This is a genomic window from Glaciecola sp. G7-5 (assembly GCF_055808975.1).
Genome location: NZ_CM147892.1, coordinates 1,089,164 through 1,104,559, shown reverse-complemented (window position 1 = coordinate 1,104,559; position 15,396 = coordinate 1,089,164). Strand labels below are relative to the sequence as shown.

Sequence of the window (15,396 nt, the reverse complement as noted above, 5' to 3'; positions counted from 1 at the left end):
AATTGCTAGACGTATTCTGCAAAAGTAGCGTTCGGTTTATATTGGTAGATATTCAAGCCACTAAAAAAACCGAAAAATTAAATTAAACGCTAAATGTCGGTATGAATGCCGCTTACTCACTTCATACCAGTCTAGATACCTACAAAACCCTCTAATGACTTTACATAACAAAAGCAAATATAGGGAAAACCATAAATTTACCTCACTAATAGATTCTGCGTTCAAACCTAATAATGCACACAAGAACAACGACGTAGAAAGAATAAATTCATGCATGTTCATGCAAATAAAAGCCTTGTTTATCTTAATCTTTTTAATATTAATGGTACCGCTCTCCCTACTTACCAATAGAAGCGAAAATTCATACTTTTTGTGAATACAGAGTTCAAATAGCTTATTTAGTTTATACTTATTACTAGTTGCTAATTACCAATCATCGCTTGACGAAATATCATTAAAACTTGAATCAAAGCTGTCCATACAACTTGTATCAGTTTCAAAGGTGTGGTCTTCAAACAGTGAGTTGTCACTCGAGCTTAACGTATCAATTTGAGAGTCATCATCGTCGACACCATAAGGGTTACCTTCAATATCAATGCCACCCACCCCTCCAATCATTGGATTACCGTTCGCAGGGTTAATGACAATCTCATCGTTATCAATTTTATGGTTTAAGTCCGAGTTCGTTGAAATAGTGTCGAATGTACTATCACTGAGTTCGTCATTAAGCCATTCTGAAGTATCGTCTCCAGAAAAATATGAAACATCGATGCTTTCAGAAATCTCTTTTTCTGCCAATGCACTTGTCATTGTAGCAGTAAGTCCAGACGTACCCACAACCCTCCGGCCATTAGCTCGTTGGCTGAAAGCGCGGTTCTCGCTTGAATACGCAACTTCTGAATCGTCACTTATTTCTACTAAAAACCAAAAGATTAGGATGGGCCCTGCTAGAAAACACATTATTCCTATATAAATAATATTGTTAATTAAACAAAGAGTTCCTACCGTTATTAATATTATTGCAAATATCATTTTCATTGCGCGTCTCCGCTAGATGGTGTTGCACCCATCAATCATGTTTAGATAATTTTGATAGGACCTGTAATTCTGAAAAGCAAACTCCTGTTGGTCATATCGAGATTTATTAATAAATTAGCATTAACTGAACAAATAAGTATCGATCACAAACTTGTGAACAAATAGGGTGGAAATCTTACTGTGTAATATAAGAAGTTTTTGTTAAACTATGAAAAACCATAGCGTTAAAAGATTTACGGAAGTAGTAATGGTACAGGATGTCTTAACGACCCATATTTGCCTTCTCAATGGCGACTTTACCTCAATTTTAACTCCCATCATTGACCCAACGATTGCTAGCGACAAACTCGTTATTGTTTCAAGCATTGAGTTTTACGACCAATCAAAGAAGGTAGTGGATATTGCTAAACGGAGAGGTTATGAAGCTGTGTGGTGGCAATTGCCAGACAGCAACAATTGTTTCGATTTAAAGCTATCGTTTTTAGAACTTTTTGAAAGTTATCAATCGCCTGATAATAGACTTTGCTTAAACGCTAGCAACGGCTCTCGGTCCCAAGTCTTGTGTGCTTTTGAAGCAGCAAGAGAATGCAACGCATCTGTTTATGTCGTAGAACCACAAAATGACCATCTTTTTTGGCTATATCCAGAAGACCGTCCCCCTACCCCAATTCAAGATAAACTAAAATTACATGAATATTTTGATCTTAATGGCGCGATTCTAAAAAATCAGAATATGAAACATGAAGTAGACAAGACAATTAGGCTGTTAGGAGAAAAGTGGGTCATGCAGATTAAAGAAGCTGGCAGCGCACTGGCAAAGCTTAATTTCTTAGCAACAACTGCTAACGAGCAACACTTATCAAAGCCATTAAATGCAAATATGCAGAATGACGATATTTTTACTAATTTATTAACTGATCTTATTGATATCGACTTTATTGAACTCAAACAAAACAGGATTAATTTCAAAAACGAAAAGGCAAGGTTCTTTTGCAATGGTGGTTGGCTAGAAGAGTATGCATACGGAGTGCTTAAAAGCTTACGGCCAACTATTCCAAGTATTCAAGATCAGGCTCATAGCGCTGTTATCGAAAGAAAAATAGACGGAAAGCTAATCCATAACGAACTTGACGTCGTGGCGCTAGTTAATAATAAATTACATATCTTTGAATGCAAAACAAAACGATTTAAAGGTACTTCCGGTAACGATACCTTATATAAAATTGACTCTCTGAATGAACTTCTTGGCGGTTTGAGTGGACGTGCTGCTTTGTTAAGCTATCAGCCTATTTCTTTAAATGAGGTTGCAAGAGCGAAAGAAATGGATATAGCTGTATTTGGCCAAGACGAGCTTTCGAATTTAAAACCTCATCTAGCCTCATGGCTTTCTAACGCGTAAATAAGGACATTTATGGCGCAACTACCTGAGACGACTAAAGGCAATATCCTACTGGTATTGGTTGCTGAGAATCCGCAAATTGTTACCGAATCAATTTATGCGTATTGGCATCATAAAAATATCGCAATAGATGAGGTTATTCTGGTAACAACATCGCCTTATGCAAACGAGGCAGTTACAAAGCTAAGCAACTGCCCAGATGGCGGAATATCTATCTTAGAAGCCTTACAAAATGAATACAGTCTTCCTGCAATAAAATTTTCACATGATAGTGTTCACGTACCAGTCGATGAAGACGGTAGTCAAATAGAAGACGTGCAGACACAATCTCAGATGGTTGCTTTTGCTGATCACATTCTAAATATGATTTTTCAACTAACAAATAATGAAACGATTAATCTGCATGCGTCATTAGCAGGTGGCCGTAAAACGATGACGTTTTATCTTAGCTACGCTATGTCAATATATGGGCGCCCTTTTGATACCTTGAGCCATGTATTTGTGGATCCAGATTATTTATCTAACGATTTCTTTTACCCAACAAAAAGCTCCTCTTTCATAAAGTATAGGGGTAAAAACCTAGATATCAGTAAAGCTGAAGTAAACTTGTCAGAAATTCCATATATTCAGCTAAGGCCAAACCTACCCAAGAAGTTTTTAGAACGAAAAATCACTTTTAAAGAAGGTGAGATGGTATACAAGTTACTTAATGCTCCTCTTAAACTTGAGATTGAAATGCATACTCGCACTTTAAGATGTTCTGGCGTAGAAATTGCGTTAAGTCCTGCTAATTTCGCTTTTTATTTGATGATGGTAGACGATCTTATGAATGCGCATGAAGGATTTGATTGCCCGGTTGATGAGTGTCCTGATATTGTTATGGGTTTGATATATATTAATAAGCGTTTGGAGATGGTTGGTATAAATGCCAACTTCACTAATCTTAAAAATGCTATAGACTACATCGAAAAAAACGCGTTTGTATTCAAACAGAGTGAAATAGATGGCATAAGAAATGGCTTAAAAAAATCCTTTTTTACGGCGCGAAAGAATGAAGTCAGTAAGCTCTTGCGTTCCGAGCTACCCGAGATAGTAGCAGAACATTATGATATTGACTCTATCGCGAAAGTACGACGAAAAGGAGCGACAAAACAAATTAATTATTTTGGGTTGAATATAGAACAGCGTTTTATATCGATAAACTAAACATGGCATCGTACCTTTTTACGTTTGGTGAAGGTCTTCCTAAATAATAGTGAAATAGTGTAAATTAACACGAGGGTAACTTTACTCGCATTAAGCGACATGGTCGAACTTCTGCACACCATCAGCCAAAGTATTGCTCGATATTTAGTGAAAGTCTGATTGGTTGAGCGTGATTTGGAAAACACTTTTCTCAACTTGCCTACAGATGATGAACCTAGCTTACTCGCGTTGCAAGGTCGACTTCGTAAATTACCGAGTCACTACGGGGCCACAAAAGGGACAAAAGTACTTACCTTGAAAGCTATCCCGGTCAGCAATAAGTGCCATTGTGATCTAGTAACCGAAACAAGACATTCCTTACCACAGGCAAAAGTATTCGCTGATGTTGACAAGATAGCGAAGTAATGTACGCTGTAGCGCGTATTCCGTAGATAGTAATTCCAAACAACAGCTGTAGAAGACAAGTAGTGTTCATATACCTTCATCTTAAAATTATTTGTAATGTTTTCGTATCATTAGACCAGCTATTTTGTTACGGGTTGTATATGCTTCGGGCGCATCTGGTCCCAATATACGTTCTTGTTCACTCAGTAGTACTTTAAACTGTTTGATAGCTTTGAAGATTTGCTCACTTAGCAATAAACAATGTGCGATACTATGGCGCGTTTCCAATGTGTCGAGTGCATCTGACCCCAATACCCGTAATTGATCTCTGAGAAGTTTTTCTAAAGGCTTAATGGCATTTTTGGCTCTACCACTTTTTGCCATCCAAAAGGCAATATTATGACGTGTTTCAAACGTGTCATGCTCATCTGGCCCCAATACAATTTTTTGATGCCTCAGGACTAATTTTCCATGCTCAATAGCCTTATCATATTGACCACTCTGTCCTAGCCATATTGCGAAACTGTTACGAGTATTAAATGTAGAAGGCGCATTTGAACCCAATATACGAGTTTTGTCATTTAGTAAAGTTTCAAGCCCTTTGATAGCATGATTCACTTGACCACTTCGTGCAAGCCAACATCCCATACTATGCCTCGTTTCCAAAACATCGGGAGCATATTCTCCTAATAAACGAATCCTATCATTCAACAATATTTCAAAATGCTTAATAGCCTTATCAAATTGACCACTTTCACCCAAAAAGGTAGCAAAAGTATCACGGGTTTGTAACGTAACTGGCTCATCTGGCCCGAACAAGCGAATTCTATCATTCAACAGTACGTTGAATTGCTCGATAGCCTTATCAAACTGACCACTTTCACCTAAAGTAGTTGCAAGAGTATCGCGCGTTTTTATTGTATCTTGCGCATCTGGACCTAAAACACGAATTCTGTCGTTTAGCAGTATTTCAAGTTGCTCGATGGCCTTGTCTGTTCGACCATTTTTAACAATTGATAAGCGAATAATATTATAGCGTGTTGTCAATGTAGCGGGAGCTTCTGGCCCCAATACACGAATTTGGTCATGTTGTAGTATTTCATATTGTTCAATAGCTTTATCCGTTTGACCACTTCTCATAAGGCAAGCGGTGATATTAGAGCGCGTTGTCAATGTGTCCGGCGCATCTGCCCCCAATACACGAATTCTATCCTTCAGTAGTATTTCAAATTGCTCGATGGCTTTGTCCTTTTGACCACACTCCAGTTCCAAATTAGCTATATTATTACGTGTTGTAAACGTAAGAGGCGAATCTGGCCCCAAGATACGAATTTGATCACGCAATAGTGTTGTGTACTGCTCGATAGCCATAGCAGTTTGGCCTCTTAGACTCAATAAATGTGCTATATTGTTGCGTGAGAGCAATGCATCAGGAGAATCTGCCCCTAATAAAAGGGTTTGGTCACGTAGTAGTATTTCAAATTGTTCGATGGCCTTGGCTGTTTGACCCTTCAGTCCCAACAATCTGGCAATATTGTTTCGAGTTTTAAATGTTACTAAGTTATCAGGCTCTAACAAACAGATTTGTTCATCCAATAATACTTCCAGATGCTCTAAGGCCTTACCGACTTGACCACTTTCACCTAATAAGTCGGCGATAGCACCTCGTGTTCTTAATAAAACGGACGAATCTGGTCCTAACACACGAATTTGGTCATTCAGTAATGTTTCAAGTTGTTCAATGGCTTGGCCTTTTTGACCTCTTTTAGCTACTAATAAGGCGATTTCTAATCGTGTAGTTAGTGTTTCAGATGCATCTGGCCCGAACACACTAATTTGATCTTGTTGCAGAATTTTATACTGCTCTAAAGCCTTATCGACACGACCACTTTCGCTTAAAAGTGATAAGTAATTCTTGCGCGTCCATAGAGTATCTGGGTCAAATTTTCCCATTACACGATTATAGTCTTGCAGGAGTTGTTCAGTTTGTTCAATGGCCTGATCCACTCGACCGAACCTACCAACAAAGTAGATATTGATTGCTTTACCATGCAAAAGTTCTTCCGAATCTTCAGGTACATTAAGCCCATCTAAGTACTTTCCGACGGTAATGACCGTGTGGAATTCTCGAGGAAAAGGAGAAAGTGCTATTTGTAAAATACGGATAGCAGTAAGTACGACATTGTGATTTGCTATCAATCCTTGTTGATGTAAAGTCAATATCATCCAAGCTGTATGTTGCTCTTGTCTAGATGCTGAATATATATCTAACTGTACTTTACTAAGTTCAACGACTATCTGCGCAATGATTTGGTCTACGTCTCGTTTCCGAAAGAACATAGAAAAATTGGATTGAGCTATTTTAAAGTGATCTGGCTCGTTGAAGCGCTTTAACCAGTCAAGAACATTACGGGTCCAGCCATGTTGAATTGGGGTGCTTGCCAATGTTTTGGCTATCAGTGCATACGATTTATCTTCACTAAAATGGCTCACTACACGACTTAATAATTGATTGTCCCACTCGACACGTCCATTAGGTATGAATATAGTGGCAAGCACGAGTGCTTGTTGAGCGGGACGGGGCAATAAATCCCAAAGCTGCATGTAAAGTGATTCCACATTTCTTGGTAAGTCCGATACTTCCTGCTCCGTGAGTTTTAAGTCACCGTCAGGAAAGCTATTTGTATAGCTAGGTAAAGTGCAAACCAATTCAAGCGGTAGCGGGTTATTGTAACGAACAGCTAATAATTCAAGAGTTTTTGACTCTACTTTAGGGTGATAAGCTTTGATTATTGAGCGCATATTATCTGAGCTTAAAGGTGCCATTGATGCCCCGTCAGGAAAGTATGAAGATGACAAAGCTTGATCATGTTTGACCCTGATACATCGTTCATTGAGCACGGGATCTTGAAGCGTTTTCAAAAGGACCTGTCGTTGTTCTAACTCGCCTGGCCAAGTCGAAGTAATAATTATTACCGCAGCATCTAATCTGACTAACTTGTCAATCAGATTCTCCATGATAGTAGTTGCTTTGTGAAGATCTTCAACAAACAATACCGTAGGTAATCCTGGTTTTGCGAGTTTGTTAATAATAGCTATAGTCTCGTCTACCAAATCTAGTGTACTGTTTGAATTTTCCAAAGCGCCTGTTGATCTAAGCTGTCTATTTTTTCTATTTCTATCTTCTGATTTTTTTATCCCCAACTGCCCGAGTTTAACCACTAGCCCCATACCTGGGACAGTTAATTTCGCGATTTCTTCGATTACCAAGCCCAAACTATGACTAGCAAACTCTTCAAAAATATTAATCACGGCTGCTCGTGCTTCTGCTCGTGTAGGAAACCTTTTTTCTTCGAAAGAAGTAATCGCTGACCAAGCGGCCTCTAAGTAGAGTTTATGTTCATCAAGTTGTTGTAAATCTTCGAGCAATACTTGCGATGGCACACCGCCGCGAGATTCACAGGCGATTCCCAGCCACATAAACTCGGGTAAAGCATGTCTATCACGGTTAAACAAATAAGTCTCAGGGAAAATTCGTTTTCGTTTAGACATGAGATTGTTGATGTCGGACTCAGTCGCACCAAGAATTGAGTTTGGCCAATAATGTGTTTCTTGACGTGCCGCTAATTTCTTGTACATTTCTTGTACCAGACGAGTTTTCCCCCAACCAGAAGGCGCTTCCAAGGAAATCCATTTCGCCTTACCCGTTTCATTTACTTCATCAAATACATTTAATAGCCCTTCTACAAGCTTTAATCGAGACTCTCCTAGAAAGGGGACTTTCTCAAAATTAATTTCCATTTACTAACAATCCTTTTCGTTCAATTAGAGTCGCAGTCAGACTGCCCAGCAGAATAAAACCTAACGCTCCACTTTTCAATAAGTAATGACTTATGTGTAGTGGTCAAAGAATTTCTCCTACAATAGATATGTTCACAGCCTTTTCATATTATACTCGCGACTAACTAATGGATGTCGGCGACAACGATTAGCCCTTGAGTAACCAAAGCCGATTAGTCACTCTTTTAGTTAGTTATTTAATATATTAATAACAAGGAAATCGTGGTTTACTAGTAGTCAAACTGAAGACTTCGCTTCATACGATACTCAGACAAAGAAATAACCGAAGCCTTGTTTTCAAAATTTTTGCTCAGTTGCGACGATAAATTTGTCATCATAAAATATTTCGAATCTGCTTCATTCAACGCATGAGGCGCACTTCCTTTGATAACTGCCATACATACCCCATTGTGCACGAAACAAGAGAGCAGGGAATCATCTGAAATATACTGCCATTCTTCACAAGCATCCTCGGATTTACGATAACTCTTCGCACCACAAAAAATAGTGAAATATCCCTGCCTACGATCTTCTAAACTCAAAGCATTCCCAAGCAATATCTCACCGCAAAATGGCAAAAGTTCTTCTTCTCCAGCATCATTAATGATACCGACAAGTTCTTTGTCGCAATGCCAATGAGTATCCTCAGAATACTCGACAGATTTAATTTTATTACCTTCACTCAACTTGTAAATTTATCTTGATTCGAACATTTTAACTTTTCCTTCTCAAAAAAAGCGTTTATGTAGCGTTATTGTCAGGATTATTCACTGATTTGCTTAACAAATGATTCGACAGTTCCTTGTTGTCATTTTGCAAATTGTTCGATTGGGTACCACATTGTATTGTCGCTTTTACTAAAGATGCCAAGTTTTGGCCTATTAATGAAAGGGACTGAGACCCATTTATAATTAGGATTCTCGGCAATGAAAATGTCTCCGAATGCAATTGAAAGGGGTTGATATGATTCTTTGTTGATAAGTTCATCGTCGACCAATTTTTGCAGTTTGGGGAAATCTTTCATCTCGTACATAAGCATGGTGTTTTCCATTCGCTCCAATAATTTATTAATAGCAAACACTTGAATTTCTATAAATTCTCTATGTGCGTGGGATATTGGACGGGTGTTGTATTTAGTCATTGTTTTTCGCTTGTTTTTGATAAGGACAATACAAGCATCTCATTGAATGAAAACCTCGCCACTTTTCGGTATAGCTTTTAAAATTAATAATTTACGGCTATTAAATAGCTGTGAGAAATAAACTATACCAATTTGGTTCATCGTTAGTATGGTCGGCATATTGAGGGAAATAACCAAGATTGACGTGCTTAATGACATAAGCCGAACGGCTTTGACTAGGGAGCAATTTGGAAGACTGCTGATTGCAGACGAATTATTTTTTAATGGTAGCAGTGGCGGTTGTGAAAGTCCCAATCTATCGCTATTGAGTCAACCGGAACGCGCTGTATAGCCTATGGTAATTTATTCCAGTATCAAAACTACAAAAAATTAGCACTAATGATACCGCTATACAGAAAATATAAGAGGCTATTCAAGCCAAAGTCTGCGGCTCTCTTCTATTATCTCTTTTCGGATTATTTCAGCATTTTTGGCCATCTTTTCTAGCATCCCATGCTTTTTGTAAGCCTTCGCTTTTGCTCTCATGGACCTTTCCATACTAGTCATATGCATACCTCTAATGTGATGAAATTATTTAAAAACTAGGCTATACAGAAGCCCTGATATTCCTATAAATAAACCTACCTATATCAGAACTTTTTACAATTAAAAACCGTCGAAACAATCTAGACCTAGCCGCGCCCAAATTGACTATGCGCTTCTTATCTCAAGCTTGTCAATATGACTTTGAAGCGCTTGAAGTTGACCTTTTAGATTCGCATTCTCAACTATCAATTTAGCATTTTGGTCGGCTAAATTTTTAGCTTCTGCAGAACACTCGCGCAGCTCTAGTTCACTTTGTGCAATGTTCGAATCAATCTCTTTTTCGTATGACTCGAAGTAATCAACCTTAGCTTGATACTCTGATTGGCTAGTATTAAGACGTCTCTCAAACATCTCTTGTGCAATTTGATAAGCCTGAACCGTTAAGCGTTCTAAGCTTTCTGTCAGCCTATTTGTAATAACCCCCATATTTTCAGATATTTCTGTAGGGAGAGCCTCTAACTGCAATTGCTTTTGTTTATCTGAAAGATACGACTGTTCTCGCTCGTCTATAAACTTGGACCACACTGTTTTAATGCGAAGCAGTCCACCTTTGAAGCCTAGTTGGGCTCGAATAGCACCAGGGTTTGGAATTTTACCCGACGTCTCCAGCACCTTACCTGCTTTAATAATATCACTTTCTTTTACTTCTGGATGCCTTGCCACATCAGTCTCCTTCACTATTTGTTTAATTAGTTGCGTTAATTTGTTGTGCTACTGATGCCTTGTAACAAAGTTGGTTATGGCTTTGCTTTGCGCTCATCCCGTCGAAAAGCTTTAGAGCAACCGCAAGGCGAGTCTTTGCCTTATAGCCATAAGGTGCGCCGCTCGCATTACAAGTCAGTGCATGTCTAATTTGCACTGCATCATTCTCACGAAGGTGCTCCAAACAAGCCATTGCCGATGCACATATCTCTAGGCTCATGCAATCATGGTCAACAAAGTAGCCCAAACTGGTTCTATTTAAGTCTGGGGTTAGCGTTTTTGTTTTACCTATATCGTGAACAAGCGCCGCTACAAGCCCTATTTGTTTTTCTGAATCAGAAAGTGATTGATCATTCAAAATAGACTCGGCTATTTCAATGCTATGCTCAATCAGCCCTCCTCTATAATTATGATGATGATTTAAACTGCCAGGACATAAACAATAGTTAACACATACTTGTGCTTGCAATATGGACTTAGAGATAAACTTCAGCAGGTCTGCCGAATGTATGTTCTCTATAACGTTGTAGAATCGTTTGTGGATACCTTGAATGTTTAAAATAGATAAGGGTAAGCCATAAATCCCAACCTCATTTGCGAATTCTTCAAAGCTCACAATATCGATAGAATCGCATTTGTAATAGGCAACGTCATCCATCCTCGTGATTGACACGTTAACTTTAACAGGCACGTTTGGCTCAGTGAGCATCGTTAAGGCATGCGGTAGGAAGCAATTCACGTGTATAGATGACAACGAATCAGACAATTTTATCCCTACATACGGGCGACCGTATCTATCAAATTTAACGACTAATGAGCTTAAAAAGTAAATGCCTGTAAATTGCCCGTAATTATCTGCCATATGGAGCATGGGCTGGCTAGCATGTATTTGATTAGTATTAATCATTATTAACCTCCTTGAGCTTTTCACTTATTAAACGATCAAATGCGCTACCGTCTTGTCGAGTAAGATTAGGCACATATCTAGAATAGACTCGGAAAAGCATTTCGGTATTAGCATGACCCATTTGCCGAGCGATCCACTCGGGAGACTCGCCGCTAGCCAGCCAAAGCGTCGCCGCAGTGTGTCTAGTCTGATATGAAGTCCGCCGTCTAAGCCCCAAGTGCCTTAATAATGGCAGCCACACCCTATTATTCATATTGCTGGAATTTAGCGGGAGCCCTCCTGAGTTTATAAAAACATATTCCGACACGTTGCCCGTCAATGTATGCTGAGCCTTCAAGGCATTGAATACCGGTTCTGACATATGAATTTCTCGCTGACTCTCATCAGTTTTAGTGTATTCAGTCCGCCCTTTCACATAACATTCACGAATGAGAATCTGCCGCTTTTCAAAATCAACAAAACGCCATTTAAGCCCATGGATCTCGCCCGTACGCATGCCAGTAAAAAACCGTACTGTGTAATAGTCTTTAAAGTCAGCGCGAACAGTGCTTAAGATGAGGTTAACTTCCTCAAAGGTAAATGGCTCAATATCGGGCTTAGGGACTTTTAGCGGCTTAATATTCCTGAAGGGCGTCAAGAATTCATAACGGTCTGCAGCCTCAGTTAATATCATCCGCAAAATTTTCATATGCCGGTTAATATGTGTAGGAGATAGAGGGTCGCCGTTTTTCTTTTTCTGTATCGATAAGTCAGCCCGAAAGTTCATTAGGTCAACTTTCTTAATTTGCGAAACATCAAATTCACCAAAAGCCGGGATTAGTCGCTTATCAAGAATATGCCGAATTGAATCGATGTAACTGATGCGCCAACTACCTTTCATTTCGTTGAACCATTGCTCAGTAAAATCCTTAAACAATGGCGTACCGTTTTGTTGTACCCTTCTCGCTTGTTGAATATCTTCAAGCTTCGACACCATCTTGCTTGATGGAAATGTTGCCTTGTAGTCGAACTGATTTAGCAGTATTTCTGCCTCAATGCGCTCAAGCATTTTCTCTAACTTTTTTACGTTCGCTGGGGTATCGGGCAAATTGGTTTGTTCACGGCAACGTAAATTTTGATATTTGAAATCAAAAAACAGTTTGCCGGTTTCTTTGCGAGTTCTAATATGCCCCATTGCTTATCCCTCCGTTGGCCATTGGGATAGCGAATGCATTTGACGAGTGCGACTTCATATCTTTTTGAATTGGCTCCCATAGATACAAAATTTTACGGCCGCCGAATGGTCTTATGTAATGAACACCTTCTAGTAGCACTGAATCTTTTAGTCTTTCGCGGATGGTGCGTGAATCGTATTTGATGAGTTGGGATAACTCTTCTGTTGTTAAATAAGTTTGACTCATGGTAATCTTCCTATTACAAATTTAAGTTTCAACAGGTCTTTTTGACCTGCTGGAGAACAATATACGCCGCTAAATAACTTTTAGCAACTCTTTTTGCTCTCCTATAGATAAAAAAGGTCTTCTTTAGATGATAAAGTGCAATTTGTCACGATTGATGGGCGAGAAAAAATTGAAGATTTCTGACGTGGCGAGAGATACTAATATAAACCGTGGGACAATCACTAGGCTTTACCAAGAGACGGCGATACGTGTGGAGTTTGATGTGCTTGAGAAGCTGTGTTTGTATTTAGATTGCGATATTTCTGAATTGCTAGAATTGGATAAATAACATCTACTAATACTCAGGTTTTTTACATTTATAGTTCAAGTTAAACTGAAACGATAAAAAATTTGTAAAGCTATTTACTAACAATTCATTTTGGTTTCGTAACGATTATGTGGAACAGAACAGACTAAATTTGAGAAAAATAAAAATGTTTTTCGTACAGTAATGCTATTTTAGGTGTATTAGTCTCGACTTAATCTGACATTTCACTTGAAAAAGTGAGAGTTACCCGTTTTGATAAAGGTGTCGAATCTTTATTAACAAAACTACAAGGTAACTCTCATGTTGCATACTAACAATCCAATCATAAAACACAAAGCAGGTTTACTTAATTTGGCTGAAGAACTCGGAAACGTTTCTAAAGCTTGCAAAGTAATGGGCGTTTCACGCGATACATTTTACCGATATCAAGAACTAGTTGAAGATGGTGGTATTGATTCTTTAATGAACAAGACTCGAAGAACACCTAATATAAAAAATCGCGTCGATGAGGCAACAGAAAAAGCAGTTGTTGAATACGCGGTCGACTTCCCAGCATACGGGCAACACAGAGCCAGCAATGAACTTCGTAAAAAAGGTGTCTTTGTCTCTGGTAGCGGTGTTCGCTCAATTTGGGTGCGCCATAACCTAGAAAACTTCAAAAAACGACTTAAAGCGCTAGAAGATAAAGTTGCTAATGACGGTATCATTTTGACTGATTCACAAGTGGCTGCACTTGAGTGCATATTCTGGCGCAACGTGAACACCTATTCTGGTCGAACGTGAACACCCATACTGTTTTATCGTGAACACTGATTCTGGCCTGAACGTGAACACTTTTAGACCTTAGGCCAGAATTGGTGTTCACGTTCAAACAGAATGACATTCCCGCATTGATTTTGTAACTGCTAACCTATTTCCTTTTGCTTGAGGGAGCAGGTTATGCCAGCACAGAGATCATCAATGCGTAAATTAAGAGATATATTGAGGTTGAAGCTGCAAGCTAATCTCAGCACACGACAGATAAACAGGAGCCTGCGAATAAGCGTCGGCTTGGTATCTAAAACATTAAAGAAGGCAAAGGTTTTAAACCTCGATTGGCCTGCTGTTGAAGCCCTCGACGAGCGAAGTTTGGCTGAATTGTTTTATCCTAAAGCAGATGTAGCCTTAGCCAATAAGCGAGAAATGCCAGACTGGTTCTTCGTCCGCAAAGAGCTAAGTATGGCAGGCACAACCAAGTATCTGCTGTGGGAAGAATACGCTGAGCAATTTCCAACGCGTAGCTTTGGGTATGCGCAGTATTGCCACCACTTAAAAATCTGGCTCAAGAAGCAAAGACGCTCCATGCGTCAGATCCATATTGCGGGTGAAAAGCTGTTTGTGGATTATGCGGGGCAGACGGTTGCTATTGTTAGCAACAGCACAGGTGAAGTGCGCACCGCGCAGATATTCGTCGCGGTGATGGGCGCTTCAAACTACACATATGCAGAAGCCACTTACACACAAACGCTATCGGATTGGGTGCAAAGTCATGCACGCTGCTTTGAGTTTATGGGCGGCGTGCCGCAAGTAGTAGTCCCCGATAATTTGAAAAGTGGTGTCACCAAAGCCTGCAATTACGACCCTGATGTGAACCCGACTTACCAACAAATGGCCGCGCATTATGGCGTGGCTATTATCCCCGCCAGACCTTACAAACCCAAAGATAAATCCAAAGCGGAAGTCGGCGTGCAAATCATTGAACGTTGGATATTAGCGCGAATACGCCATATGACGTTCTTCTCACTCTCTGAGTTAAATCAAACTATTAAAGTGTTGTTAGAGGACGTCAATAATCGCGAATCCAAGCACTTAAGAGGAAGTCGTAAACACTGGTTTGATACCCTCGACAAACCAAATTTAAGCCCGTTACCAACAATTGCTTATGAGTACACCGATATTAAGCCTGTGAAGGTCAATATTGATTACCACGTGCAGTATGACGACCACTTGTACTCTGTGCCGCATCACTTGGTGGGTGAACGAATTGATTTACACGCTAAATTCAACATGATTGAGCTGTACTTCAAAGGCAACTTAATTGCCAACCACGCGCGGCAATATCGTTATGGCATGAGCACAACACCTGCACATATGCCCAAAGAGCATGCGGTTTACCATAAATGGGACAAAGCCAAGTTACTCAATTGGGCAAAGAACGTTGGCCCTGAGAGCCTTAACTGGGTGGAAAGCCAATTCCACCGTAAATCGCATAATGAGCAAGCGTTTAGAGTGTGTTTAGGCATGCTCAATCTCGGGAAAAAGTATCCCCATAGTCGTCTAGATAAAGCCTGCGCGATTGCTAATAAACACAAGCTATATCGACTTAAACAAATCAAAGACATCTTAAAAAGCAATCAGGATAAGTTGCCGCAAGACAGCAGCGATATCAGCTCTGCCTTACCGCAGGCTCACGAAAACATCCGTGGCCCACAAAGCTTCCACTAATAG

At 39.6% G+C, this 15,396-nt stretch carries 12 protein-coding genes and 1 pseudogene; 5 read left to right on the top strand and 8 right to left on the bottom strand.

Annotation, left to right across the window (positions count from 1 at the left end):
- Positions 1-426: 426 nt before the first annotated feature.
- Positions 427-1,038 carry a hypothetical protein gene (locus AC0L6H_RS04865; protein WP_473392939.1) on the bottom strand — a complete coding sequence of 204 codons (612 nt, stop codon included), beginning with the start codon at positions 1,036-1,038 and terminating at the stop codon, positions 427-429.
- A 247-nt stretch (positions 1,039-1,285) separates the two neighbouring features.
- Between AC0L6H_RS04865 and AC0L6H_RS04860 the strand changes: the two genes are divergently transcribed.
- Entirely contained in the window at positions 1,286-2,437 is a 1,152-nt protein-coding gene (locus tag AC0L6H_RS04860; protein ID WP_473392937.1) for a Card1-like endonuclease domain-containing protein, read from the top strand.
- A 12-nt stretch (positions 2,438-2,449) separates the two neighbouring features.
- A complete protein-coding gene (gene csm6, locus AC0L6H_RS04855; RefSeq protein WP_473392936.1) occupies positions 2,450-3,643 on the top strand; it encodes a CRISPR-associated ring nuclease Csm6 in 1,194 nt (397 codons plus the stop codon).
- Positions 3,644-4,135: 492 nt separating this feature from the next.
- On the opposite strand, the gene AC0L6H_RS04850 is transcribed toward csm6, so the two are convergent.
- From AC0L6H_RS04850 to AC0L6H_RS04820, 7 genes are all read right to left on the bottom strand, one after another.
- Positions 4,136-7,828 carry a tetratricopeptide repeat protein gene (locus AC0L6H_RS04850; RefSeq protein ID WP_473392935.1) on the bottom strand — a complete coding sequence of 1,231 codons (3,693 nt, stop codon included), beginning with the start codon at positions 7,826-7,828 and terminating at the stop codon, positions 4,136-4,138.
- Positions 7,829-8,097: 269 nt separating this feature from the next.
- Complete coding sequence (locus AC0L6H_RS04845; RefSeq protein WP_473392933.1) at positions 8,098-8,553, bottom strand: hypothetical protein; 456 nt, start codon at positions 8,551-8,553, stop codon at positions 8,098-8,100.
- Positions 8,554-8,675: 122 nt separating this feature from the next.
- Entirely contained in the window at positions 8,676-9,008 is a 333-nt protein-coding gene (locus AC0L6H_RS04840) for a hypothetical protein (RefSeq protein WP_473392932.1), read from the bottom strand.
- 690 nt (positions 9,009-9,698) lie between these two features.
- Entirely contained in the window at positions 9,699-10,256 is a 558-nt protein-coding gene (locus tag AC0L6H_RS04835; RefSeq protein WP_473392931.1) for a DNA-binding protein, read from the bottom strand.
- Positions 10,257-10,278: 22 nt separating this feature from the next.
- Positions 10,279-11,202 (bottom strand): hypothetical protein, encoded by a 924-nt coding sequence (locus AC0L6H_RS04830; RefSeq protein ID WP_473392930.1) that lies wholly within the window; start codon positions 11,200-11,202, stop codon positions 10,279-10,281.
- Complete coding sequence (locus AC0L6H_RS04825) at positions 11,195-12,376, bottom strand: Arm DNA-binding domain-containing protein (RefSeq protein ID WP_473392929.1); 1,182 nt, start codon at positions 12,374-12,376, stop codon at positions 11,195-11,197. Before AC0L6H_RS04825 ends, AC0L6H_RS04830 begins: the two co-directional genes overlap by 8 nt.
- Positions 12,363-12,602 carry a hypothetical protein gene (locus tag AC0L6H_RS04820; protein ID WP_473392927.1) on the bottom strand — a complete coding sequence of 80 codons (240 nt, stop codon included), beginning with the start codon at positions 12,600-12,602 and terminating at the stop codon, positions 12,363-12,365. The genes AC0L6H_RS04825 and AC0L6H_RS04820 overlap by 14 nt, the downstream gene beginning before the upstream one ends.
- A gap of 127 nt (positions 12,603-12,729) precedes the next feature.
- On the opposite strand from AC0L6H_RS04820, the gene AC0L6H_RS04815 reads away from it, so the two are divergent.
- The 3 genes and pseudogenes from AC0L6H_RS04815 (at position 12,730) to istA (ending at position 15,393) form a co-directional block, all read left to right on the top strand.
- On the top strand, positions 12,730-12,930 hold the full coding sequence (locus AC0L6H_RS04815) for a helix-turn-helix domain-containing protein (RefSeq protein ID WP_473392926.1): 201 nt from the start codon (positions 12,730-12,732) through the stop codon (positions 12,928-12,930).
- 279 nt (positions 12,931-13,209) lie between these two features.
- A pseudogene (locus AC0L6H_RS04810) lies at positions 13,210-13,647 on the top strand (helix-turn-helix domain-containing protein); the annotation flags it as partial.
- Between the two features lie 201 nt (positions 13,648-13,848).
- Complete coding sequence (gene istA, locus AC0L6H_RS04805; RefSeq protein WP_473392925.1) at positions 13,849-15,393, top strand: IS21 family transposase; 1,545 nt, start codon at positions 13,849-13,851, stop codon at positions 15,391-15,393.
- The last annotated feature ends 3 nt before the right edge of the window (positions 15,394-15,396 follow it).